At 26.9% G+C, this 22,978-nt stretch carries 27 protein-coding genes and 1 tRNA gene; 18 read left to right on the top strand and 10 right to left on the bottom strand.

The annotated features are described in order from the left end of the window. Positions 1-45: 45 nt before the first annotated feature. The 10 genes from ACTT9X_RS04015 to ACTT9X_RS03970 all read left to right on the top strand — a co-directional run bounded on the left by ACTT9X_RS04015 (position 46) and on the right by ACTT9X_RS03970 (position 8,555). A complete protein-coding gene (locus ACTT9X_RS04015; RefSeq protein ID WP_440934381.1) occupies positions 46-1,392 on the top strand; it encodes an NAD(P)-binding protein in 1,347 nt (448 codons plus the stop codon). A gap of 99 nt (positions 1,393-1,491) precedes the next feature. Continuing rightward, positions 1,492-2,289, top strand: coding sequence for an SDR family oxidoreductase (locus ACTT9X_RS04010; RefSeq protein WP_440934380.1), 798 nt, complete (start codon positions 1,492-1,494; stop codon positions 2,287-2,289). Further along, positions 2,283-2,861 carry a D-sedoheptulose-7-phosphate isomerase gene (locus ACTT9X_RS04005; protein ID WP_440934379.1) on the top strand — a complete coding sequence of 193 codons (579 nt, stop codon included), beginning with the start codon at positions 2,283-2,285 and terminating at the stop codon, positions 2,859-2,861. The genes ACTT9X_RS04010 and ACTT9X_RS04005 overlap by 7 nt, the downstream gene beginning before the upstream one ends. Beyond that, positions 2,858-3,697 (top strand): N-acetylneuraminate synthase family protein, encoded by an 840-nt coding sequence (locus ACTT9X_RS04000; RefSeq protein ID WP_440934378.1) that lies wholly within the window; start codon positions 2,858-2,860, stop codon positions 3,695-3,697. Before ACTT9X_RS04005 ends, ACTT9X_RS04000 begins: the two co-directional genes overlap by 4 nt. Before the next feature lie 12 nt (positions 3,698-3,709). Next, positions 3,710-4,507: a hypothetical protein gene (locus ACTT9X_RS03995; protein WP_440934377.1), complete on the top strand. Its 798-nt coding sequence runs from the start codon at positions 3,710-3,712 to the stop codon at positions 4,505-4,507. Between the two features lie 2 nt (positions 4,508-4,509). Further along, a complete protein-coding gene (locus tag ACTT9X_RS03990; protein ID WP_440934376.1) occupies positions 4,510-5,208 on the top strand; it encodes an acylneuraminate cytidylyltransferase family protein in 699 nt (232 codons plus the stop codon). 6 nt (positions 5,209-5,214) lie between these two features. Then, positions 5,215-6,576 carry an aminotransferase class III-fold pyridoxal phosphate-dependent enzyme gene (locus ACTT9X_RS03985; RefSeq protein WP_440934375.1) on the top strand — a complete coding sequence of 454 codons (1,362 nt, stop codon included), beginning with the start codon at positions 5,215-5,217 and terminating at the stop codon, positions 6,574-6,576. After that, the gene (locus ACTT9X_RS03980) at positions 6,566-6,994 is read left to right on the top strand and encodes a VOC family protein (protein ID WP_440934374.1); all 429 of its coding nucleotides are present in this window, start codon (positions 6,566-6,568) and stop codon (positions 6,992-6,994) included. The genes ACTT9X_RS03985 and ACTT9X_RS03980 overlap by 11 nt, the downstream gene beginning before the upstream one ends. Next, complete coding sequence (locus tag ACTT9X_RS03975; protein ID WP_440934373.1) at positions 6,991-7,824, top strand: sugar phosphate isomerase/epimerase family protein; 834 nt, start codon at positions 6,991-6,993, stop codon at positions 7,822-7,824. Before ACTT9X_RS03980 ends, ACTT9X_RS03975 begins: the two co-directional genes overlap by 4 nt. Beyond that, entirely contained in the window at positions 7,821-8,555 is a 735-nt protein-coding gene (locus ACTT9X_RS03970; protein ID WP_440934372.1) for an SDR family oxidoreductase, read from the top strand. The genes ACTT9X_RS03975 and ACTT9X_RS03970 overlap by 4 nt, the downstream gene beginning before the upstream one ends. On the opposite strand, the gene ACTT9X_RS03965 is transcribed toward ACTT9X_RS03970, so the two are convergent. From ACTT9X_RS03965 to ACTT9X_RS03955, 3 genes are all read right to left on the bottom strand, one after another. Then, on the bottom strand, positions 8,550-9,308 hold the full coding sequence (locus ACTT9X_RS03965; protein ID WP_440934371.1) for a hypothetical protein: 759 nt from the start codon (positions 9,306-9,308) through the stop codon (positions 8,550-8,552). The two genes, ACTT9X_RS03970 and ACTT9X_RS03965, sit on opposite strands and share 6 nt — an antisense overlap. 162 nt (positions 9,309-9,470) lie before the next feature. Next, positions 9,471-10,691 carry a glycosyl transferase gene (locus ACTT9X_RS03960; protein ID WP_440934370.1) on the bottom strand — a complete coding sequence of 407 codons (1,221 nt, stop codon included), beginning with the start codon at positions 10,689-10,691 and terminating at the stop codon, positions 9,471-9,473. 8 nt (positions 10,692-10,699) lie between these two features. Next, entirely contained in the window at positions 10,700-11,506 is an 807-nt protein-coding gene (locus tag ACTT9X_RS03955; RefSeq protein ID WP_440934369.1) for an HAD-IIB family hydrolase, read from the bottom strand. A 99-nt stretch (positions 11,507-11,605) separates the two neighbouring features. On the opposite strand from ACTT9X_RS03955, the gene ACTT9X_RS03950 reads away from it, so the two are divergent. Both ACTT9X_RS03950 and ACTT9X_RS03945 read left to right on the top strand, forming a co-directional pair. After that, positions 11,606-11,691, top strand: a tRNA-Leu gene (locus ACTT9X_RS03950). Positions 11,692-11,695: 4 nt separating this feature from the next. Next, a complete protein-coding gene (locus ACTT9X_RS03945) occupies positions 11,696-12,466 on the top strand; it encodes an NAD kinase (RefSeq protein WP_440934368.1) in 771 nt (256 codons plus the stop codon). Between the two features lie 3 nt (positions 12,467-12,469). Here ACTT9X_RS03945 and ACTT9X_RS03940 read toward each other — a convergent pair whose 3' ends face one another. Further along, positions 12,470-13,177 (bottom strand): sugar phosphate nucleotidyltransferase, encoded by a 708-nt coding sequence (locus tag ACTT9X_RS03940; RefSeq protein WP_440934367.1) that lies wholly within the window; start codon positions 13,175-13,177, stop codon positions 12,470-12,472. A 58-nt stretch (positions 13,178-13,235) separates the two neighbouring features. Here ACTT9X_RS03940 and ACTT9X_RS03935 point away from each other — a divergent pair, with 58 nt between their 5' ends. From ACTT9X_RS03935 to ACTT9X_RS03910, 6 genes are all read left to right on the top strand, one after another. Further along, the gene (locus tag ACTT9X_RS03935) at positions 13,236-14,054 is read left to right on the top strand and encodes a DUF4422 domain-containing protein (RefSeq protein WP_440934366.1); all 819 of its coding nucleotides are present in this window, start codon (positions 13,236-13,238) and stop codon (positions 14,052-14,054) included. Continuing rightward, complete coding sequence (locus ACTT9X_RS03930; RefSeq protein WP_440934365.1) at positions 14,044-15,267, top strand: methyltransferase domain-containing protein; 1,224 nt, start codon at positions 14,044-14,046, stop codon at positions 15,265-15,267. Before ACTT9X_RS03935 ends, ACTT9X_RS03930 begins: the two co-directional genes overlap by 11 nt. Next, the gene (locus ACTT9X_RS03925) at positions 15,264-15,716 is read left to right on the top strand and encodes a Gfo/Idh/MocA family oxidoreductase (RefSeq protein ID WP_440934364.1); all 453 of its coding nucleotides are present in this window, start codon (positions 15,264-15,266) and stop codon (positions 15,714-15,716) included. The genes ACTT9X_RS03930 and ACTT9X_RS03925 overlap by 4 nt, the downstream gene beginning before the upstream one ends. A gap of 124 nt (positions 15,717-15,840) precedes the next feature. Beyond that, positions 15,841-16,134 carry a hypothetical protein gene (locus ACTT9X_RS03920; RefSeq protein WP_440934363.1) on the top strand — a complete coding sequence of 98 codons (294 nt, stop codon included), beginning with the start codon at positions 15,841-15,843 and terminating at the stop codon, positions 16,132-16,134. Further along, positions 16,115-17,179, top strand: a complete 1,065-nt coding sequence (gene rfbG, locus ACTT9X_RS03915) for a CDP-glucose 4,6-dehydratase (RefSeq protein ID WP_440934362.1) — start codon at positions 16,115-16,117, stop codon at positions 17,177-17,179. Before ACTT9X_RS03920 ends, rfbG begins: the two co-directional genes overlap by 20 nt. 23 nt (positions 17,180-17,202) lie before the next feature. Further along, positions 17,203-17,877: a hypothetical protein gene (locus tag ACTT9X_RS03910; protein ID WP_440934361.1), complete on the top strand. Its 675-nt coding sequence runs from the start codon at positions 17,203-17,205 to the stop codon at positions 17,875-17,877. A 1,063-nt stretch (positions 17,878-18,940) separates the two neighbouring features. Here ACTT9X_RS03910 and ACTT9X_RS03905 read toward each other — a convergent pair. The 6 genes from ACTT9X_RS03905 to ACTT9X_RS03880 all read right to left on the bottom strand — a co-directional run bounded on the left by ACTT9X_RS03905 (position 18,941) and on the right by ACTT9X_RS03880 (position 22,954). Next, entirely contained in the window at positions 18,941-19,483 is a 543-nt protein-coding gene (locus tag ACTT9X_RS03905; protein WP_440934360.1) for a hypothetical protein, read from the bottom strand. A gap of 197 nt (positions 19,484-19,680) precedes the next feature. Beyond that, the gene (locus tag ACTT9X_RS03900; protein ID WP_440934359.1) at positions 19,681-20,040 is read right to left on the bottom strand and encodes a hypothetical protein; all 360 of its coding nucleotides are present in this window, start codon (positions 20,038-20,040) and stop codon (positions 19,681-19,683) included. Between the two features lie 8 nt (positions 20,041-20,048). Then, on the bottom strand, positions 20,049-21,923 hold the full coding sequence (locus tag ACTT9X_RS03895; protein WP_440934358.1) for a DNA polymerase: 1,875 nt from the start codon (positions 21,921-21,923) through the stop codon (positions 20,049-20,051). Then, complete coding sequence (locus ACTT9X_RS03890; RefSeq protein ID WP_440934357.1) at positions 21,920-22,081, bottom strand: hypothetical protein; 162 nt, start codon at positions 22,079-22,081, stop codon at positions 21,920-21,922. Before ACTT9X_RS03890 ends, ACTT9X_RS03895 begins: the two co-directional genes overlap by 4 nt. After that, on the bottom strand, positions 22,074-22,367 hold the full coding sequence (locus ACTT9X_RS03885; RefSeq protein ID WP_440934356.1) for a hypothetical protein: 294 nt from the start codon (positions 22,365-22,367) through the stop codon (positions 22,074-22,076). The genes ACTT9X_RS03890 and ACTT9X_RS03885 overlap by 8 nt, the downstream gene beginning before the upstream one ends. Continuing rightward, complete coding sequence (locus ACTT9X_RS03880; protein ID WP_440934355.1) at positions 22,367-22,954, bottom strand: hypothetical protein; 588 nt, start codon at positions 22,952-22,954, stop codon at positions 22,367-22,369. The genes ACTT9X_RS03885 and ACTT9X_RS03880 overlap by 1 nt, the downstream gene beginning before the upstream one ends. Positions 22,955-22,978: the final 24 nt, after the last annotated feature.

Below are 22,978 nucleotides of genomic sequence, written 5' to 3'. Positions count from 1 at the left end.
ATGTTTTATTTAATAAAAATTAATTTTTTAAAATAATTAGTTAATTTGAAAAAACAAAGTTTTTATGATTATGTAATTGTAGGCACTGGGCCAGCTGGTTCATTGCTAGCATGGTTATTATCTAAAAAAAAATATAAAATTTGTATAATTGAAAGATCAAATAACAAAATAATTTATGAAAATCCTTTTGTTGAAACTTCAAGCTTTGATTATTTGCCGTATTATAGCAATAAAGCAGGTGGTAATTCAGAACTTTGGCATAATAAAATTTTTTTGATTTCAAAAAATGAATTTAAGCAAAAAGATTGGAACTTTTCATATAATGAATTACAAGAAAATAGCCTTCAACTTCAAGAAAAACTTGGGATTACTAAAAATTCAATTAAATTTTTTAAAGAAAATAAATTTAATATTTCACAATCCATAAGGTTTAAATTTAATAATACATTTAATTATTTTAATATTAGGAATAAAAAAAATATTACAGTTATCGAAGATAGTTCTCCAATAAAAATTTATGAAGACAATAGAGGTTTTGTAAATAAAATAAATATTATAAACGATTTCAAAAAAGTTGAAATCATTAACATAAAAAAATCTCTTATTTTAGCTTGCGGTGGCCTAGGTAACGCACATATTATTCTCAATCTTTTTAAAAAATTCAAAGATAAACATTTAAATTTTGTAGATCATCCGCACTTAAAAATAGGTAGTTTTTCTCAAAATACTTTTAAAAATTTTAAAGAATATTCAAAATATTTTTTATCAAAAAAAAATTTAGAAAAAAATATATTTGATCAGATAAAAAATACTTTTGCAGTTATCCAAATATCGGTTTATTCATATGATGATCTTTTGCGAAATTTGATTAAAAAAACATATCAGTCAAAAAATAGATACAAGTTATTTTTTAATTTTATTTTAATTAAATTTTACTATTACTTTTATAAATTAGTTAATTTAAGAAAAATTTATTGTTTAGAATTTTCTTTCTCTCAAAATAAATACTCAGGAAAAATTTGTTTAGGTAATAAACTAGATAAATTTAAACTAAAAAAAATTAAAATTAATTGGAAAATTTTGAACAAAGATAAAAAATATTATAAATCCATTATAAATAAATCTCTTAAAAATTTTGGTTTGAGTACTAATTATAATTTTTCTAAATCATTAAAAAATGTTTACTCAGGTATTCACCCTAGCTGCGCAACTCCTATTACAAGAAAGAGAAATATCATTGGCGTAAATAAAGATCTTAGACTAAATCAATATTCCAATGTATATACATTAGGTTCAAATGTTTTTCCTAACAATGGCTTTACAAACCCTACATGGACTGTAATGACTCTCTGTTTAAGACTTTCAAAACATTTAGTGAAGTTAAGAAATTAAAGTATATTTAAATTAATTTTGAGTATATTTAAAGAATTTGTTATAAAATTTAAAAAGCTCAATTAAATTTAAATGGAAAGTTGTTTATAAAATTATTTAATGGAAATTTTAAAAAATAAAGTCGGTATTGTAACGGGTGCAGCTGGTTTTTTAGGAATTCAGCATGTAAATGCTATTTTAAATAACGGCGGCAAAGTTGTCGCAATTGATATTAACAAAAAAAAACTGAATGCACTTAAAAAAAAAATCAATTTTGAAAATGAAAACAAAATAATTTTTTTAAACGGTGATATTACTAATGAAAAATTTGTACAAACAACTTTAAAGATCATCCTAAAAAAATTTAAAAAATTAGATATATTAATAAATAATGCCTCTTTAAATTATGCTCCAAAAAAAAAAAATAGTTTTATGAAATTAGAAAATTTTAATATTTCACACCTTAAAAATGATTTAAACGTATCAATTATTGGAGCTTTATTGTGTACTAAAGTATTTGGAGGCTATATGTCCAAAAAATATGGAGGTGTAATATTGAATGTGGCGTCAGATCTTGCTTTAATTTCTCCTGACAATAGAATTTATAATAATAAAAATAAATTTGATTTTGTTAAGCCAGTATCCTACTCAATTTCAAAACATGGTATTATCGGTTTAACAAAATATACAGCAACCTACTGGGCAAAAAAAAAAATTAGATGCAACGCTTTAGCTCCAGGTGGAATATTTAACAATCAGCCAAAATCCTTTATAAAAAAAATTTCTAATTTAATCCCGTTAGGTAGATTATCTAATCCTGGTGAATATGAAAACACAATTTTATTTCTTATTTCCGACTCATCTTCTTATATGACAGGATCAACTTTGGTTATAGATGGAGGTAGAACTGCATGGTAGACAACATTAAAATATTAAAAAAAAATATTTTAGTTACAAAAAATAATTTAGACACTCTTATCAATTCTGATTTGCTTGATGTTATAGATAAGTTATCAAAGCTAATCATTAATTCTTTAAGAAAAAGAAAAAAAATTTTGTTTTGTGGAAATGGAGGGTCTGCTAGTGAAGCCTCACATATTGCAGCTGAATTTGTAGGCAGATACTTGAAAGAGAGAGATGAACAACCAGCAATTTCACTAACAACAGATAATTCAATCATTACTGCAATTGGTAATGATTATAGTTTTAAAGAAATTTTTTCAAAACAAATTAGAGCAATTGGAAATAAAGAAGACATCCTTATTGCACTTTCAACTAGTGGAAAAAGCGCAAATATAATTGAAGGCATAAAAGCAGCTAAGCGTAAAGGTATGAGAACAGTTTTGTTTACAGGGGAAAATAAATTTAAGTTTAAAAAATTAGTTGATATTGAAATAAATGCACCAGCTAAACGAGTTGACAGAATTCAAGAATTGCATCTTGTTTTATTGCATAATTTGTGCGAGTTAGTTGAATTAAAATTAAAATGAGTAGCAATATTTATTTGATAGCTGAAATAGGAATTAACCATAATGGTGATTTAGACATTGCTAAGAAATTGATTAAAAAATCCAAAGAAGCTGGATTTGATGCAGTTAAATTTCAGAAGAGAGATTTGGAGTCTGTTTATTCAAAAGAATATCTTGATAGTCCCAGAGAAAGCCCTTGGGGAAAAACACAAAGAGATCAAAAGAAAGGTCTGGAATTTGAAAAAAAAGAATATGATGAAATTGATAAATATTGTAAAGAATTATCTATTGATTGGTCTGCATCGGCGTGGGATTTAAAGTCTCAAAAATTCTTACAAAATTATGATTTAAAATTTAACAAAATTGCATCTCCAATGCTTACAAACTTAGAGTTATTAAAGCTGGTTTCTTCAGAAAAGAAGAAAACATTTATTTCTACAGGAATGTCAACAATGGAAGAAATAGATAAGGCTGTAAATGTATTTAAAGATAACAATTGTCCATTTGAATTAATGCATTGTAACAGCACATATCCAATGAAAGAAGAAGATGCCAATTTACTTTGTATAAAAATGTTAAAAGATAAATATGATTGTCACGTTGGATATTCTGGTCACGAAAGCTCTCTTCTAAAAGTGTGCATATCTGCTGTAGTCCTTGGAGCAACATCAATAGAGAGACACATTACTTTGGATAGAGCAATGTATGGATCTGACCAAGCTGCATCAATAGAAGCTGATGTATTAGTAAATTTTTGTAAAGCTATAAGAAAAATTCCTCTTATACTTGGAACAGGCAAAAAAACTGTTTCGGAGAAAGAAAAAGTTATAAAAGAAAAGTTAAGATCACTCTCTTAAAAAATATAATTGATGGATATTAACAAGAAAATTAAAATTCCAATTGTTAACTCTAAATATGTAAATAGTTTTATCAAAAAAATTGGAAAAAATAATTTAAAACAATTTAAATATTATAATAACCCTGATAAAATAGAAAAATATATTAAACCATATCCACCAGAAATTTATGACTTATATTTTTTATATAAACTCGTAACTTTAAATAAAAGACTTAGTATATTGGAATTTGGCTCAGGTTGGTCAACTCTAGCACTATCTATAGGTTTACTTGAGAATAAAAAAAATTATTCTAGTAAAGTAAAAAGTTTAAGATTTGAAAAGCCGTTTACTTTAGTGACTGTTGATAATGAAAAAAAATTTTTAAATATAGCAAGGAAGAGAATTCAAAAATTTTACAAAAATATAAATAGAATTAATATCAACTATCATTTTAGTAATGTTAAAATGTGCAAACACGATAATAGAATTTGCCATGAATACTCTGATCTCCCATTAATAAATCCAGATTTGATTTACCTCGATGGTCCTGATCAATTTAAAATAAAAGGTAAAATAAATAACTTTCATGTCCGGAATGATGACATGATGCCAATGAATTTGGATATTTTAAAATTTGAATTTTACCTTAGACCAGGAACAATTATTGTAGTTGATGGTCGGGGCGCAAATGTTGAATTTTTAAAATCTTATTTAAGAAGAAAATGGCTAAGCAAATATGTAAAAAAATTGGATATGCATATACTATATTTAGATGCAAAACCTATAGGTCCACCAAGTATTAAAAATCTAAAATTTTATAAAAGTTAATAATGAAAAAATATTTATGTATAATTCCTGCAAGATCGGGCTCTAAAGGCTTTAAACATAAAAATATTAAAAAATTACAAGGAATACCATTAATTGGTTGGACAATTAGAGATTGCTTAAAAATTAGAGAATTTGATAAAGTTATAGTCAGCACTGACTCAGAAAAATACGCCAAGATTGCAATTTCTTATGGTGCAGATGTCCCTTTTTTACGATCTAAAAAAAATTCTCAGGATAAATCTGAAGATATCGATTTTTTGAACGAAATTTGTTCTTTCTATAATAAAAAAAAATTGCCTTATAATTACTTAGTTCATATGAGGCCTACAACACCTTTGAGAAGTTTAGACACTATGAAAAAAATATTAAATTTTTTTAAAAAAAACGTTCAGAAATACGACTCCTTGAGAACTGTTCAAAAAATGACAGAGAGTAGTTACAAAAGCTTTATAATAAATAATAAAAATATTTTGAAACCAATAGTTAAAACTAATAAAAAGTTAGATTATTTTAATAAGCCAAGACAATATTTCCCAGACACCTTTTTTCCAAACGGATATATGGATATTTATAAGACGGAAAATCTAAAAAAAAAAAGTTTGTATGGAAAATATACAGCAGCGTATGTTACAGAAAGTGTTATAGAAATAGATAATATGGACAATTTTTTGTACTTAAACTATTTATTAAATAAAAAATAAATGAAAATGGCAAATAAAAACCTTAAGATAAAAACAAAAAATAGAATTATTTATACATCTATTCCTGCCCCTGGAACTGAAAAAATTTTAAAAAAGCTTAAAGCAATCGAGTCTAGATCAATGCATGGGCAGATGCCCATTGTATGGAAAAAAGCAAAAAATTTTAATGTTTATGATATTGCTGGAAATAAATTTATTGATTTTACCTCAACAATTTTTGTTGCCAATATTGGTCACTCAAACGTAGAATTAATTAAAAGGTTAAAAAAAACTCTAAATAATAATTTATTGAGCACTTATTCTTTTGCCAACGAGATCAGAACTAAATATTTGGAAAAATTATTAAAGTTTGCAGGAAATAAGTTTAAAAAAGGATTTCTTCTATCATCAGGTACAGAAGCTTCGGAGGTAGTTTTGAAATTAATGAAATTATATGGCTTAAAAAAAAACAAAAACAAATTAAAAGTCATTTCAATAAATGGTAATTGGCATGGAAGGACAATGGGTGCTCAGTCTCTGAGCTCAGATAAATCACAGAGTAAATGGTTAAGTAATAAAAAAGATGTAAATTTTATTGATTTTCCATATCCATGGATTTTAAAAGAGCAAAATATTTCAGGTGCTGATTTTGCAAAAAAACAAATTTTAAAGTTGCAAAAGAATAAAAAATTAAATTTTAAAAGTGATGTATGTGGGCTAATTCTTGAAACTTTTCAAGGATGGGGAGCTTTATTTTACCCTAAAGATTTTGTGAAATATTTGTCTAATTTCTGTAAAAAAAATAATATAATTTTTGCATTTGATGAAATGCAATCTGGTTTCTCAAGAACAGGAAAAAATTTTGGATTTATGCATTATGGTGTGGAACCTGATCTTATTTGTTGTGGAAAAGGGATGGGGGGAGGACTTCCAATATCAGGTGTTATTGGGAAAAAAGAATTATTAGATCTTCCAGATACTGGAAGTATGAGCAGCACTCATTCAGCTAATCCATTGGTTTGTGAGGCTGGAAATGCAGTTATAGACGAGATAAATAAAAAAAATTTAAACAGTGAGGTTTCTAGAAAAGGAAAGATTTTATCTAAAGAATTGAAACGAATTAAGATAAAAAATAAAAATATTATAAAGCACATTTCATCAAAAGGATTAATTGCAGCAATAATATTTAATAAAAATAATAAAAAAATTAATAAATTTATTACTCATATTGTTTTTAAATGCATGCAAAAAGGTGTTCTTTTTATTGATACAAAAAAAGCTGCAATAAAAATTGGACCACCTTTAGTAATAACAGATAGTGCAATATTAGAAGGAATAAAAGTTTTAGAAGATACAATTGCTGAAACTAGAAAGCTTTATGAAATTTAGACATATTGGGTTGGTTGTAAAGAATCATCAAAAAAGTTTGAAATTTTGGACTCAAAATTTTGGATTTAAAATTTCCTCAAATAAATTGGAAAAAGGTGAGCAAATTAGCAAAGTTTTAGGAACTAAAGGGACAATAATTCGATCAGTAAAGTTGGTAGATAAAACTAATAAATTATTTTTAGAATTAATTAGCTTCAAGACTCCAAAAATTAGAAAAAAGAAAATTAAGGTAAATTCTCTAGGATTAACTCACTTTGCACTAACAGTAAAAAATTTAGACAAAATTTATAAAAAATTAAATAATAAAATAAAATTTATATCTAAACCAATTCTTTCAGTAGATAAAAAAGTAAAAGTTGTTTACGCAAGAGTTGATGACTCTTTGTTTGTTGAATTAGTGGAAGAGCTTAAATCATGAAAAAAAATAATTTAATAAATAAAATAGGTTTTATGCAAGGTCGATTATCTATTAAAGAGTTTAATAAAATTCAATCATTTCCTATTAAAAATTGGAAAAATGAATTTCCAATTGCAAATTTAATGAATTTAAAAAAAATGGAATGGACAATAGATTATGATTATTTCTATGAAAATCCTTTAATGAAGAAGAGCTGTCATAAAGAAATTAAAAGTTTAAAAAAAAAATATAAAATTCAAATAGATAGTGTGACATGTGACTTTTTAATGAATAAACCATTTTGGAAAATAAAAAATAATAAAAAATTATTACTAGATTTTGAGAACTTTTTAAATAATTGTGTAAAAATCTCAATTAAAAAAATAATTGTTCCTTTAGTTGATAATGGTTCAATAAATAAAGATGAACAAGGAGTGATACTAAAAAATATTCTCAATAAAATTGTAAGAAAAAAAAAATTTCAAAATTTAATTTTTCTTTTTGAAAGTAATTTTGAGTCAAAAAAAATAAAACTTTTTTTTAAAAATTTAAATAAAAAAAATTATGGAATTAATTATGACTTAGGAAATAGTGCGTCTTTGGGACATAAAATTAAACAGGACTTTGATACTTACAGCTCTCTTATTAAAAATATTCATTTGAAGGACCGAAAGCTAAAGGGTCAGACAGTAAAATTTGGAAAAGGTTCTGGTGAATTTGTTGCTTTATTCAAATATTTAAAAAAAATTAACTATAAAGGAAATTTAATTTTACAAAGCGCCAGGTCTAAAGACAATAATGATATTAAAGAATTTCATGAAAATATTAGTTTTGTGAAAAATTTATTATGAAAAAAAAAATATTTATAACAGGATCTGGTTCAGGATTAGGTTTATTTCTTGCTCAAAAATTAAAAGAAGATAATTATGAAGTCATAGTTAACGTAAGAAATCAAAAAAACAAAAAAAAATTAATTAAATATTTTCATCTAAAAAATATTGTTGTTGCTGATTTAAATGATGAGAAAAGTCGTAAACTTGCTTCAAAACAAATAAAAAAGATTTTTAATTCAATAGATGTGATGATTTGTAATGCAGGTGGGAATATTAAAAAAAATTCAAACACCTCTAATTCATGGAAAAAGATCATTGATAAAAATTTTTGGACTACAGTTAATAGTGTATTAGATTTTGAAAAATTAGTTAAAAGAAATGGTAAAATAATTTGTATTTCATCTATTTGTGGTAAAGAGTACTTGGATGGCGCTCCAATTAACTACTCAGTTGCTAAATCAGCAGTCAATGCTTTTGTAAAATTTTATTCACACAATTTATCAAAATCTAATAAATCTCTAAACGCTATTTTACCGGGTAATCTAATGTTTAAAGATTCTGTTTGGGATAAAAAAATAAAAAAAAATAAAAAAAATGTTATTAATTATATAAAAAAAAATGTACCAATTAATCGTTTTGGAAGTGTTGACGATATAGTTAATGTTATTTCTTATATAATTAATCAAAAAAATAATTTTTTAAATGGTTCATTAATTACAATTGATGGTGGTCAAACTAAATCCTTATAATTTAATAATCTCAATATTTTTTTCAGAAATTACTATTGAGCTTTTTGTATAAATTTCAAAATTGATATTTTTAAAGTTTTGCACAATTTTTATAAAGCTATTCTTAACCTTAAATGAATTATTCTTTACAAAATTTTTATGCTCTGCTGTCATATCGGATAATAGATTGCCATCAAAGTATTCAGTTTCATAAAAATCTAATCCAAATATTTTGATTTTTTTTGGTTTATAGTAACAAGCAATTAATAAAGACATTATACCTATATTAATTTTTCCATCATTATCTATTAGACTATTATAAAATGAATTAAGTTCTTCTGGCATGTAACTTACTTCATTGGAAATTTTATTTAATCTACAATTTGTTCTTTTGTATGTTCCATGAGAATAATTACCCACAAATCTTCCAATAAATACTTTAAATAATTTCATTCCATTGATGTTAGAAAAATATGGAACTGGTTCGGTTATATTTGCTACAAAAACTAATGGTATACTCTTTAAATTTTTCTTAAGTTTACTATCAACTAAATTATTTTTTTCAAAATTTGCAAGTATAGCGATGTCCGGTTTAAATTTTTCATTACCTTTTGTTAAATTATCATAATGTGTTAAACTTTCTCCTTGACAAAAAACATGTATCTCATTTGTTGTTTTGATATCTACTTTTTTAATAAAAAACTGATAGAATAAATAATATTTTAAATTTGATATATTTTTGGATAAGAAGTTCTTATATCTTTCATTTATCATTATAAAATATTAAAACCTTTATTAAGATGTTTAAGCTATTAGGCTTTGAACATAAAAGGTTTTTTTAAAATTACAAGTTGTGTTAAACATATAAATTGATATCTAAAAGCAGAACAGAACACCTTGTAGTTAAATTGGTAGACAAAAGTTACTTAAAATTCTTTAAAGATAATATTTATTATCTTCATTAACAGCTTCTTCTAATCTTATTAAAAAATCTGGGATAGCACTCTTAACTCTACTCCATGTTGGTATAAATGGAGCATCCATAGGATTTAAATAAAAGTCTTCTCCTGCTTTAATGATATTTTTAGAAAATAATTCAACTGCTTTTTCTTCAGAATGTGAGTCAAAATTTAAACCATTTATTTCAGCATCAGATCTATATGCATCTATTAAGTCTAAAGCAGATCTGTAATACGTTGCTTTTAAGGATCTTAATTGTTCTCTACTAAAGGAGTGTCCTTGAGTAGCAAGTTTTTTAATAAATGTTTTTATTATATCAATAGACATCCTTGATAGACCTTTTTTTTCATCATCAATAGATAAATCCTGATGTTTATGATCATAACTATCAGCCAAATCAATTTGACAAATGTTTTGTGGTGAAAAATTTCTTTGCATCTCAGATAAAATTCCAATTTCTATCCCCCAGTCCGATGAAATTCTTAACTCTGGCAAGATATTTCTTCTAAAAGAAAATTCGCCAGCTAATGGATATTTAAATGATTTCATAAAATCTAAATACTCACTATTACCAATAGTTTTTTCCAAAGCAGTTAGCAATGGGAATACCAATAGTCTTGCTACCCTTCCATTCATTTTGTTATCCGCAACCCTAGGATAGTAACCTTTGCAAAATTCAAAATTGAATAAAGGATTTACTACTGGGTAAAATAATTTTGCTAACATTCTACGATCATATGTTTTTATATCGCAATCGTGTAAAGCAACGGATCTAGCACTGTTTCTTGCTATAGACATACCAATACAGTACCAAACATTTCTGCCCTTACCTTTTTCATTAGGTGCTAAACCTTTTTTTTGTAATTCTTTATCTAATTTTTTTAAATTTGGACCATCGTTCCATAATATTGTAAATGAAGTTTCTAATTTTTCAAAAAAAGTCCAAGCTTTTCTTGCTTGTTTTTCATTAGCCTGATCTAAACCAATTATAATATGATGCAAATACTTAGTTTTAGCAATTTCAGAAACTATTTTAGGTAACGCATCTCCATTTAATTCACTATAAAGACACGGCAAAATAAGTTCCATTTTTCGCTCCTTTGAAAAACTTAAAAGTTCTTGCTCTATGTGTTTAGTTGACTTTGTTCCAAAGTCATGAAGAGTAGAGATAATGCCATTTTGTGAAAAATCACTCATATAATATTTTATTTAATTTTATTTATTTTAACTAGAGCCATTTTGATCACATCTGCCCAGCCTTCAGGTGATGGCTTATTTGTTGCTATTAAATTGTTTATAGGAATTTCATCCAAAGTGAATTTGTCATTGAATACTAGGCAAGGAAAATCACTTGCTTTAAGCATGTCCAAATCATTATAATTATCTCCAACTGCTATTGTTTTCACATTTTTAAAATTTTTTTTAAAAAATCTGACAAATACCTGCAGGGCTTTGGCTTTATTTACTCTATCAGTTAAATGAATAACCCTACCACCTTCTTGTAGGCAAAGACCTTTTTTTTTTATAATTTTTATTAATTCTTTTTTTTCATTTTTGTTTCCATTAAATACAAAGGGAACAGTGTATTTGCGATCTAAAGCCATTTTCAGTTTTTTATGTTCTAAACCTAAAATTAAACTTTGGTTTTTAGTATCCATTCCAGATAACCATTTACATTTATTCTGTAAAGTTAATGAAACAGTCTTTTTAAAAATATTTAAAAGAATCTCTTTTTCTCTGCTTAGAATTAATTCTTGGGGTAAATCTTTATTTAATAAATCTAGGCCATTAATAGATGATCCATTTTCAGAAATAAATGGCAAACTCAAACCTAAGTCGTAATTAAATTCTAAAATTTCCTGCTCTGTTTTACTAGTATTAGGTATTATAAAAATACCCCTTGTAATTAGTAGTCTTAAATAGTCTTTTATTTCATCAAACTTAAAAGTATCTCTATGAAGAAGTGAACCATCAAGATCAGTAAATATTAAAACTTTAAATACTTTTTCCATTGATTGATATCTATAAAAGTTTCTGTGAAAATAACAATTTTACATATTAAGCTTGTTCAATTATAAATATTAGCATAAACACTCATGAAATTCATTAATGCCCTCGTGGTGAAATTGGTAGACACAAAGGACTTAAAATCCTTGCCGCTTGCGGAGTGCCAGTTCGAGTCTGGCCGAGGGCACCACTAAATGAGTAAGCTTCAAATCATTTCGGACAAAAATAAAAAATCTTTGAAAATAAAATATTTATTATCAAAAAAAATAAAATCTAATTTTTTTAAAAAAGATAACCTTGTAATTGTAATAGGTGGTGATGGTTTTATGCTTCAAACACTTAAAAAGAATAAAAGTTATAAAAAAAAATTTTATGGTATCAATTCAGGAAACTATGGTTTCCTTATGAATAAATTTTCTTCGAAAGATATTATTAAAAATCTATTAAAAGCAAATTTGGTTTCAATTTCACCTTTGGAAATGATTGTTAAAAATAAAAACAACCAGATTAAGAAGTCCATAGCAATAAACGAAGTTTCGGTGCTCAGACAAAGTAGACAGGCTGCATCAATTTCAATTAAACAAGGTTCAAAACAAATTATCAAAAAATTAGTTTCAGACGGTGTATTAGTATCAACACCAGCAGGAAGCACAGCTTATAATCTGTCTGTTCATGGACCTATTTTAAGTTTACATTCCAAAAAATTATCTATATCTCCAATAAGTGCGTTTAGGCCTAGAAGATGGAAAGGAAAAATTGTTAATGATAAATCAAAAATTATTATTAAAAATTTAAATCCATCTAAAAGACCTATCAGCGCTGTCGCAGATAATTTAGAAGTAAGAAATGCAAAAACAATAACTGTTAAAACAAATTATAAGATAAAATTTAATTTACTTTATGATAAAAATAGAAGTTTGCAAAAAAAAATAAAAATTGAACAAATAAGAAATGAAATTAAATAAATTTTAAACCCAAACCTTCCAAGCTTTCTCTTTGCTTTTGTAAATTTTATTTAATTCCTTTTTTTCTCTCAATGTATCCATACATCCCCAGAAACCTTTGTGTCTGAATGCTATTAATTCTTTTTTGCTAGCTAATTTTGGCAAACAATCCTTTTCAAATATAGTACTTGAGTTTTTAAGAAATTTAAAAATTTTTTTTGATAATACAAAGAAACCACCATTTATATATTCTATTGGTTTTTCTTTAATTTTCTTAATTTTAGATCGATTATCTAATAATAAAATTCCTTTTGGATTTTTGTATTTAACAGCAGTTAGGGTTGCAATTTTTTTATTTTTTAAATGAAATTTTATTAATTTTTTAATATTCACATCAGACAAACCATCTCCGTAAGACAGACAAAAGTTTTCATCATTATTTATAAATTTTTTTATTTTTTGAATTCTTCCTCCTGTCATGGTTCTCAAACCAGTATTCACATACCGTATACTCCATTTTTCTTTTTTACTTAATTTATTTAATTCTTTAACAAGTAGATTACCTTTATAACCAAGGCAAATTATGAATTCATTAATTCCATAGTATGAGTAGATCTTTATTATGTGCCAAATTATTGGTTTGTTTCCAATTTTAACTAAAGGTTTAGGCTTAACCTTTGTTTCTTCAACAAGTCTTGTACCATAGCCTCCAGCAAGAATAACTAATTTCATTAATAATGATTTTTAAAGTATAAATAGTTTTAATAAAGAAATAATTTGATAACCTAGCATGGAAAAAATTAATCATTATTGTATAACAGGAAAAAATTTTCTTTTTCTTCATGATTTGAATATTAAAATAATTATATCTGGAGCTAAATCTAAAGATTTAAGTAAATTTCCAGATAATTGGTTAAATGACTCTCTTGGTAAAAATATTTCACATAAAAATAAAAATTATGGAACATTATCTTCACATTATTGGTTGTGGTGTAATGAGTTTAATAATTTACAAGATAATGACTGGATTGGAATAAATCACTATCGAAGATTTTGGATTAATGCAAGAGAAAATGATATAAATATTATAAATCTTAAAGATAATATTCAAAGATTAATTCCAGAAGGTGACTTTAATGTTTTGCTACCTGAAAAAATCTTTTTAGAAAATCTAAAGCTTTCAAAGTTAATTAAAAAAGGTTTTAGAAATTATATAAAAAACCCAGAAATATTATTTAATAGGAAAAAAGTAAGTATTAATTTACATTTTGACTTATTTCATGGGTATAATTTATTAAACGACTCAGCAAATCTTTTAGAAAAGGATGACTATGATGATTTTAAAAATTATATAAATAACAACTACTCTTTTTATCCATTACAAATGTTTATATGTCAAAAAAAAAATATTCTAAAACTATATGAAAAGTTATTTAAATGGATTTTCGAGTGTGAAAAATTTTTTTCAAAAGTCAAATTATCTGGATATGGAAAAGAACGTCTTTACGATTTCTTAGCAGAGAGATATTTTTCATATTATTTTGAAAAAAATCTCAAAATTAAAACCTGGCCCTATACTCTAATTAAAGAAAACTTAAATGAAATATAAAATTATAAAAAAATGTCAAATTTGTGAGGAAAAGTTATATAATTTTTTAAACCTTGGCAACCAGCCATTATGTGATGATCTGACAAAAAAACCTAATCAGAGTAAATTGTATAAGTTACAGGTTTCTTACTGTAAAAGTTGTTTAACAGCTTTTCAAAAATATAATGTGGAAAAAAAAATTTTATTTCCAAAATCGTATCATTATAGATCTTCAAATACTAAAGACGTTATAGAAGGTATGAAGGATTTAGTTTTGAGTTCAAAAAAATATTTTACTAAAATTCGAGGAAAAAAAGTTTTAGATATAGGCTGCAATGATGGAACTTTACTGAGCTTGTTTAAAAAACAAGGGTGCAAGACTTTTGGAATTGAGCCAACTGGTGCTTATTTAGAGGCAAAAAAAAAAGGACATAAAATTTTTAACTATTATTTTGACATAGCTTCCTCAAAAAAGATTAAAAAGAGAATTGGTAACATAGATATAATTACTTTTACAAATGTTTTCGCACATATTGAAGATTTAAATAGTCTATTATCATCTTTAAAAAATATTTGTGATAAAGAGACTTTGATAATTATTGAGAATCATTACTTTGGAGAAGTTATTAAAAAAAATCAGTTTGATACTTTTTATCACGAACATCCTAGAACTTACAGTCTACATTCCTTTATTAAAATTTCAGAAAGAATTGGTATCAATTTAATTAATTACAAGTTTGTTAAAAGATATAATGGCAATATAAGAGTTTATTTAAAAAATTTTTGCAAATCTTACAAAAGTATAAGTGAAACTAAAAAAAAATTAAAAATAGAAAAAAAAATCATAAATGAAGTAAAATTTTTACAGTCTAGAATTAATCAGTGGAAATTTAAGAAAATAAAACAAATAAATAAATTGGTAAAAAAACACGGACCCATTCCAGCAAAAGCATTTCCTGGTAGAGCTTCGATAATTCTAAATTTATTAAATCTAGATTCAAATTCCATTACAAATATCTATGAAAAAAATTCTTCACTCAAAAATAATAAGTTTGCACCAGGTACAAATATTAAAATCATTGAAGAAAAATTTTTCTTAAGAAGAGAAAAACATAAAAAAGTTATATTAAACTTGGCATGGCATATTAGTTCAGAGATAAATAATTATTTAAGAAAAAAATTGAAATATCAAGGAAAGATAGTTGATATAATATCTAAAAGCGATTTTAAATGAATACTTTAATTATTGGCTCAGGATTTGGATCTTATGGCTACTTACCTGCTGTTTACAGGCTATCAAATAAAATTTATTTAAATTTTAAATATAAAAAAAAAATTGAATACAGATCTGAACTTAAAAAATATTTAAATAAAATAATTTGGTATGGACAAATTAGAGAAATTTTTGACAAAATTGATTATTTGATTATTGCCCAAAATCCAAATAAGCAAGATTCTAATTTAAGAAAATTTGTTAAAATTTTGAATCCTAAACATGTATTTTTAGAAAAACCTTTAAGTAACAATCCATCAAAGTCAATTAATTTAATAAAATTTTTAGAAAAAAATAGAATTAAATTTAGTATAGGTTTTTTATTCAAGTATCTTAAATGGTATAGATATATTAAAAAAAAAAATATCTACAAATCAAGAATTCAAAATTATATGGAATATAAAATTTAATAATAAAAATAAATCTTGGAAATATAATCATTCTGAAGGTGGAGGTTTAATTAGATTTTACTCTATCCATTTTTTTAGAATTTTTTATGAACTAAAATTTTTTGATATTAATAAGGTAAAAAAAATGGACAATTATTTTCAAATTATTTTGTCAGATGGTATGAAAAATAATATCGAGCTTGAGGTAAAGTATTCAAAATTAAATAAATTTAAATTTATACATAATAAAAAAAATTGTTTTATATCTTCCAACCCTTTTTTAAAAACTATTGTTAAAAAAAAAGACCCTAGAGTAGGTTTTCTTTTTTCTTATCTAAAAGATACATTAAATAGTTATAAATTAAATTATAACTATGAAAAAAATTTCATATATTTTTGGAATAAAATAGAAAAAAAAAATGAACCACAAAATTTATAAAAAATTTTTTAATCAAAGAAAAATTTTAGTTACAGGAAACACAGGATTTGTGGGATCTTATTTATCAATATCGTTATCATTATTTGGTGCAAAAATCCTGGGATTTTCTAAAATTAAAAAAGATAGAGGGTATTTATCCAATCAAAAGAAATATAAAAAACAAATTAAAACAATTTATGGAAATGTTTTGAATATTAATAATTATGAAAAAAAAATAAAATTATTCAAACCTGAAATTATTATTCATTTAGCCTCACAACCAATTGTTTTAGACGCTTATAAAAATACCAAGGAAACATACTTAACTAATGTTTTGGGGACTGTAGAATTATTTGAATTAACAAAAAAGCTTCCATCAGTTCGTCAAATATTAATTTTTACATCAGATAAAGTATACAGAAATCTTTCGGGAAAAATTTTAAATGAAGACGCTGGTTTAGGTGGATTAGATCCATATAGCTCTAGTAAATCATCTCAAGATATTATTGCAAATAGTTATAAGGAATCTTTTTTCAAAAATACAAAAAATGTCATTATTCTTAGAGCTGGAAATATAATTGGCGGAGGGGACTTTGAATATTCAAGATTAATTCCGGAATTATTCTTATCTATAAAAAAAAAAAAGAAAATAGTTTTTCGAAACCCCAATGCCATTAGACCTTGGCAGCATATTTTCGATGTAATAGATGCTATGCTTTTAATAATCTGTGGAACTCATAAAAAATTAAAAAATAAATCTTTTATCTTTAATGTAGGTCCAAATAAAAATTCAAATATAAAAGTAATAAGTTTGGTAAATATGTTAAAAAAAATAATAAATTTTAAATATACTTTTCAAAATAAAAATAAATTTAATGAAACAAAAATACTACAATTATCTAATAAAAAAATTAAAAGAAAATATAATTGGGGTCCTAAGATCAATATTTCTATGGCATTAAAACTTACTGAAGAATGGTTCAAAGAGTATAATGAAAATCCAAAAAAAATTTATGACTTTTCTTTAGATCAAATCAAGAATTATTTTGAATTTAAAAAAAAATAAAAAAGTTATAAACTAAATTTTAAATGAGTTTTGTTATTAAAAAAAATATTTATTTTTTACATATACCTAAAACTGGAGGTAACTGGGTCTGGAAAGTTTTTGAAAAAAGTGGTTTTAAAATGATTAGATCAAATCCAATTAATAAACATGCCAACTACGATTTTCTAGCTGGATATAACTCAAGTTTTTTAAAGATTTTTAATTTTAATCTTAAAAATAAAAATAGATTTTTCTGCACTGTACGACACCCGTTAACATGGTACGAAAGTTTTTTTAAATACTTACATTTTTTCAATCGTATGAATTTTGGTGAAACTGGAAAATTATATTCTAAAGATTGGCATATTTTATCTCCTTTGAATAATTTTCCTAAAAATGATTTCAATGAATTTGTAAAAAACATTAATATTAAATACCCTGGTTTTCTAACCTATCTTTACAATTCTTATATTTTTCCTACCAATGCAAGAGTACTTAAAATAGAAAATTTAAAAGAGGATTTGATTTCACTGAACAAAGACTGGGACTTGGGTTTAAATTTATCGGTTTTAGATAATACACAAAAAATAAATGTTTCTAACAAAATTAAAATTAATTGGACCGAAGAAAATTTAAAAAATACAATTAAAAATGAAAAAGTTTTATTTTCTAGGTACAATTATAAAGAACTACCTGATAATAAATTTAATATTATTTAGTTCTTAAAAATATGTAATGTATTTTATAAAATATGGTGCCCCCGCACGGATTCGAACCGCGGACCTATTGATTACAAATCAAAAAGCTTCTTAAAATTTCCTTTCATTAACGTTGATATTAGTAACTTCTGGAATCCCCGTCAAGCAAGTAAAATAAATTCACTACAAATTCACTACACTTCAAAAAATAAAAGTTAAATAAATCAACAACTGCAATCATTAACTTTTTTAAAAAGTAATACAAACTTAAAACAAAAAACTGAATCTTTATGCGGATTTTTACCTCTGAATTTTTGCTAGAATAAGCTCTAGGAGGCTCGCTGTTGCTCGCCTCGACTTGCATAAGTGCAAGTGCCACGAGGGGTCCCAATGGCTTTGTACGTGGCTCTGGATTCCATTAATCGACTTTCCTCGTCAGAGATAACCTTTAGATTATATGTTGTGTATATACTAACAATCAAACACAAAGGGACCCACAAAACTTCTTGATCCTGGATAGTTTAGGATTCACAAAGTCTAAATTTTAAATTATGTTTTAAATTGAAAGGTAAAAAATTTTTCAGAAAAAATATTTCAAATGGCTTCTTGGCAAAATGCTTCTGGTAAAGAGAACCACAAATCCCTGTTCGACAACGTGAGCCATGATCGTTGTATCTTCTGTGGATCGGATCGCGAAGAGATTGCTAGAACAGATTTTACAATTATGTTTTCAGAGTTCGAATATTCAACAGGCTCGATCTGTAAATCCTGTTACCACGCAAACGCAAAACAGGTAAAGGCCACCTAATCACGGACCAGGGCAAGTACACATCAGTACACAATTTCGGTCCAAATAAAGTCCAAATAAGTCCAACATATCTGGATCGAATTCTGTCACAGGTAGGCGAGAGGTTAGCTTCCTATTTCTTGTCGCAGTACCCCTCTGAAAAATCTTAAATTAATATTGGTATATCTAACTAATCGCAAATAACCCTGGGTGACATAAGGTAACTTTTGGTGGTTAACATTTGCTTACTTTTGCCTACAAAAAATCCAGAAAAATCCAGATCGGGTTGGACTGAATTTACCAATATAATTTACGGGTACGTGTACTCCCTCGATTGGTCTTTCTAAATTTATTCGGTTCCAGGTTATGTGCAACAGGCGACAGGTATTGTTTCGATCCATAACCAGGGTTCGACATACTGAATATTCCCATTCCATAATTTTTAGTTCTTACAGGTTCGTTAAGCGCGGATTGTAGTCGTTCTCGCTTCTTCTGTTTTGCTAGCTCAACGGCCTCGGGTAATAAATCTTGGACCTCTGGATCAACGTTGTGTTTTAGCTTTGCCAACATTCTTAATTCGTTCTTTTCTTGGAAAGCTCTATTAGGATATTTGCCTTTAAAATGATTGCCACGATTCCTCTTCCTGGGGACATTTGTACCTAGGGATAAATCTTGGTTTGGACGCACTGCCTCTTGTACGGCGAAATAATATTTTCCGTCACGTTTAATGTACGAAGATTGATAGTGTCCTCGTTTCATTTTCTTTTTTAAATTATCTGTTGATATGCCTAGTTTATCTGCGAATTCTTTTCTGGATAATTGAAATCTGTTTTCATTCATAAGAAATTAATCGGACATTTAACGTAACCGCTTACTTTGAATCCGTCCCCACCTAACATGGACCGTGAAAAGTAAATCCAGGCACCTATGGGCATAAGCACCTGGATACAATCTTAATCTTTAGACAAGGTAAGATATTGTTAGTGACCTAATAATAAATCCCATAAATTAAAATACAATCCCCAGATCGGGTGTACCTAGTTTAATTTCTTTTTTGGTAACACTATCCAAACGGTTGGCAGTTTTCCTTTACCACCACGTCTAACTTTGATTATCTTTTTTGCTTCTAGTTTTTTAATTGCTTCCCATTTCTTATTGGGACCAACACCGAACCATAAATAAAGTTTTTTGTTATCAACTTTAACAGGTAGATGTGAGCTCTCTTGGTTTCCAGGATATCTTAACCCCTGGATAGTTCTTATGTATTGATACAATCTCAATGCGTTAACTCCGCATTTAGATATTTCGTAAAAGTGATTTATGTGCATTGGACCTCTTGTAAATGTAACACCATCATAGGTTTGTGCGGAATCTATATTATTATTTTTATTAATCATATTATTAATTATATAGGGCGGTGTTCTCGATTGGGGTGTACCTTTTGTTCAGATCGGGTGTACGTATTAATTTCTTTCATAATCTCATCAAATAATTTTTGATCCTTTCCCTCTTGAACATAATTAGTTTTTATTACTTCGTGATCAACTCTTATCGGTCCTCCAACAACGTCAATGGAAGCATTAACCATTATTTGTTTTGCTTCTTCAAGTCTTGTTTTAAATTCTGGAATAGGAATCTGAATTAATACTGCGTCGTGTACTAGTGCGCATACTTCAAAATTTTCATCTGTTAAATCAATTAGAGCTTTCCTTAAAATTTCTGCCCCGTGTGATTGGATAGGCCAATTCAATAAACTTCTTCTAATATCAGTTCGCTTTCCATCTTTAGTTTGAAATAAATCTTTTATATGTCTTTGCCAGCCATAGATTGTTGTTAAATATTTCTTATGTAATCCCGCCTCAATAAATCCCTCGATCCATGTAAAGTATTTATTATAAATTTCTCTGTATTTTTTCTGTAAGAATTTTGCGTGACTAACACTGCACTTTAAAGCTTCTGCAACTGCTCTCGGACCCTGGCCATATGAGTTTGCTAAATATAAAACTTTAAATATTCCTCGTTCCTCTGGGTGTGATTGTTTTGTTGCATTTTCTGGGACCATATCAAATAGCTTTGCAGTGTGGATATAGATATCACCAGATTGATAAGCATTAATTAAATTTTCATCTTTGGATAAGTAGCCCATTACTCCTGGTTCCTGTGATGTGTAATCAATATAAACTAAATAAGAACCATAACTCGGTTTAATAAAATTCCTGGCCCACTTACTCGCGCTGAACGGATACTTGGCCGAGGACGGCGAAGCTCTACCTGTAACCGTTCCAAACATATTAATAGATGTTCTTACTCTTCCATCATATCCAGGCGCATATGAAGTTAGCTTTGTCATATTTTGGAAAGTTCTTATCTCATTAAATTTTTTAATATCTTCACAATCTAAATGGTTCTTAATTACTTTTTTATTTGTAGTGAAGTGACCAGATTTCATTCTTTGCCATCTATGATGAAGATTATTTTTTATAATTAATTCATCAAATTTTTTATGATTAAAAACTAGATCATCTGTAAATACATTTATTTCTTTATTAATTTTTCTGATTAAATTGTCTTTAACCTTGGGCCAGGCTTCATTGAATTTATGTATCAAATTTGTATCAACAGGTATTCCGTTTCTTTCAACTAGGCTCACGCAACCTATCGCATAACCTCTGTTCATTATCTGCCAGAGTTCTCTTTCAAATTCTTCTTCTGTTTTTAAGTTTAACTTTGTTTCTATATCCAGGACTTGTTTAACAAATACCTGTCTTAAAATTTCTGTATCTGATTGGCAGTAATCTAATATTTGTTTTTGTTCAGTGTAAGTATAATCAAAAGGTAAATGACTAAATTCGTTTCTTCTTAAAATTAAATCCAGATTCCTTTCTTTCTCAACAACAGTAAGTTTATCTTCTATGCCGTAATTCTCTGCCGTTGTTAATAATGTTAATGCACCTTTACCCATACGCATTGGTTTATAAAGTCGTGAAGTTTCAACGTATGCGTCCCAGATATTTTTAGGCCGTCCATGTAATTGTTTTAAGTAAGATCCAATCTCTGCCGTTGCGTTGTAGGTAACTAATAAAATATTTTCATAATCAAAATGCGGTGTGTAATCCTTTTTACCATAAACCCATTTTCTAGTTACTTCACCCGTGAATATGTCAGTATAAACAAAACATATTACTTTCTCTGGGATTGTCTTTGTCGTATCGAACAGGAATTCTGTATCTACGGCTAACACCTTTTCGAATTGATCTTCTACATATTTTAAGAATCTCATATGCCGTTAACTCCTCGATTATCTTTTTTCTTCTCACCATTTTTGTTCCTTTCTTTGTTAAGCTCTTCTTCTAGGTCCCAAACTTTGCAACGCAGTATGTGAATTCTCTTTGCGTTTTCTAATTGCATAGTTACCCAGGCTTCTTGGTTTTTACTCATCTTCTTCACGTAGCGCCTCCAGGTATTCTTCTTTAACGTCACCGCAACATGGACATATCTCGGGATTATATTTTATTGCTGATTGAGTTTGTTCTATTGGGTTGTCTGTAAATTTTTGTAATTCATTTTCCCAATCCCATTCCATATCTTGATATTCCTGGGGATCTTTATTCTGCCAACAATTAAACCAATATTTTAAAAGTGTCTTATGACTTAAATCTCTTAAATATTCTTTGCTAGGATAATGTTTTTTATTTTCTTCTAACCATTTTGAACCTTTGTCCATTATACCTTACCTCCAACGTTTCTGATTAAGGCTTCGTGATCTAATGATTCAATTATTCTTCCATCAAATACTTGATCAATTATTTCTTCATCACTCATATTGGACCATTCAGGTTCTTTATCAGCGCCAGGGTGGGACCAGGATTGCCAACCTGTTGAATTGTCTTTCCATTTGGCCTTGATCCAATTTCCGTCTAAACCTTTTTCAATAGCTTTTTTCGCCGTTTGTGAAGCTAGCTTTGAGTTACCACCTGTCTTGATTGCGGGTAACCATAAAAACTCTGTTCCAAACCAATTAACGCAACGTGCAATAACTTTTACAGTTACGTTGTCATCTGCTTTGTTAATTATTTTTTCTCTTAAAGATTTATTATCTGCCTGGATTATGTAAGTTTCTAACTCACCATCTGGATCATATAATTGTGTTGTTGTTATTTGTGTTAGCTCATCAAACGATTGACCCTTGACCGTGAACCAATGCATTTTACCTGGTGATTTTATTTCTATGCCTTGGGTATCTGCGGGACCGCTTTCGGTTCCCATAGTTTCCAATGCAATCTTTTTAGATAGTTCCTTATTAAAGCCCATATATTTTTACCTCGTCTATGGTTG

This window comes from Candidatus Pelagibacter sp. (assembly GCF_052049855.1).
Classification (GTDB): Bacteria; Pseudomonadota; Alphaproteobacteria; order Pelagibacterales; family Pelagibacteraceae; genus Pelagibacter.
This window is presented reverse-complemented; position numbering and strand designations above follow the sequence as displayed.

Coding starts and splice junctions, on each gene's coding strand:
- ACTT9X_RS04010 (WP_440934380.1), top strand. CDS start 1,492: ATGGAAATTTTAAAAAATAAAGTCGGTATTGTAACGGGTGCAGCTGGT.
- ACTT9X_RS04005 (WP_440934379.1), top strand. CDS start 2,283: ATGGTAGACAACATTAAAATATTAAAAAAAAATATTTTAGTTACAAAA.
- ACTT9X_RS04000 (WP_440934378.1), top strand. CDS start 2,858: ATGAGTAGCAATATTTATTTGATAGCTGAAATAGGAATTAACCATAAT.
- ACTT9X_RS03995 (WP_440934377.1), top strand. CDS start 3,710: ATGGATATTAACAAGAAAATTAAAATTCCAATTGTTAACTCTAAATAT.
- ACTT9X_RS03990 (WP_440934376.1), top strand. CDS start 4,510: ATGAAAAAATATTTATGTATAATTCCTGCAAGATCGGGCTCTAAAGGC.
- ACTT9X_RS03985 (WP_440934375.1), top strand. CDS start 5,215: ATGGCAAATAAAAACCTTAAGATAAAAACAAAAAATAGAATTATTTAT.
- ACTT9X_RS03980 (WP_440934374.1), top strand. CDS start 6,566: ATGAAATTTAGACATATTGGGTTGGTTGTAAAGAATCATCAAAAAAGT.
- ACTT9X_RS03975 (WP_440934373.1), top strand. CDS start 6,991: ATGAAAAAAAATAATTTAATAAATAAAATAGGTTTTATGCAAGGTCGA.
- ACTT9X_RS03970 (WP_440934372.1), top strand. CDS start 7,821: ATGAAAAAAAAAATATTTATAACAGGATCTGGTTCAGGATTAGGTTTA.
- ACTT9X_RS03965 (WP_440934371.1), bottom strand. CDS start 9,308: ATGATAAATGAAAGATATAAGAACTTCTTATCCAAAAATATATCAAAT.
- ACTT9X_RS03960 (WP_440934370.1), bottom strand. CDS start 10,691: ATGAGTGATTTTTCACAAAATGGCATTATCTCTACTCTTCATGACTTT.
- ACTT9X_RS03955 (WP_440934369.1), bottom strand. CDS start 11,506: ATGGAAAAAGTATTTAAAGTTTTAATATTTACTGATCTTGATGGTTCA.
- ACTT9X_RS03945 (WP_440934368.1), top strand. CDS start 11,696: ATGAGTAAGCTTCAAATCATTTCGGACAAAAATAAAAAATCTTTGAAA.
- ACTT9X_RS03940 (WP_440934367.1), bottom strand. CDS start 13,177: ATGAAATTAGTTATTCTTGCTGGAGGCTATGGTACAAGACTTGTTGAA.
- ACTT9X_RS03935 (WP_440934366.1), top strand. CDS start 13,236: ATGGAAAAAATTAATCATTATTGTATAACAGGAAAAAATTTTCTTTTT.
- ACTT9X_RS03930 (WP_440934365.1), top strand. CDS start 14,044: ATGAAATATAAAATTATAAAAAAATGTCAAATTTGTGAGGAAAAGTTA.
- ACTT9X_RS03925 (WP_440934364.1), top strand. CDS start 15,264: ATGAATACTTTAATTATTGGCTCAGGATTTGGATCTTATGGCTACTTA.
- ACTT9X_RS03920 (WP_440934363.1), top strand. CDS start 15,841: ATGGACAATTATTTTCAAATTATTTTGTCAGATGGTATGAAAAATAAT.
- rfbG (WP_440934362.1), top strand. CDS start 16,115: ATGAACCACAAAATTTATAAAAAATTTTTTAATCAAAGAAAAATTTTA.
- ACTT9X_RS03910 (WP_440934361.1), top strand. CDS start 17,203: ATGAGTTTTGTTATTAAAAAAAATATTTATTTTTTACATATACCTAAA.
- ACTT9X_RS03905 (WP_440934360.1), bottom strand. CDS start 19,483: ATGAATGAAAACAGATTTCAATTATCCAGAAAAGAATTCGCAGATAAA.
- ACTT9X_RS03900 (WP_440934359.1), bottom strand. CDS start 20,040: ATGATTAATAAAAATAATAATATAGATTCCGCACAAACCTATGATGGT.
- ACTT9X_RS03895 (WP_440934358.1), bottom strand. CDS start 21,923: ATGAGATTCTTAAAATATGTAGAAGATCAATTCGAAAAGGTGTTAGCC.
- ACTT9X_RS03890 (WP_440934357.1), bottom strand. CDS start 22,081: ATGAGTAAAAACCAAGAAGCCTGGGTAACTATGCAATTAGAAAACGCA.
- ACTT9X_RS03885 (WP_440934356.1), bottom strand. CDS start 22,367: ATGGACAAAGGTTCAAAATGGTTAGAAGAAAATAAAAAACATTATCCT.
- ACTT9X_RS03880 (WP_440934355.1), bottom strand. CDS start 22,954: ATGGGCTTTAATAAGGAACTATCTAAAAAGATTGCATTGGAAACTATG.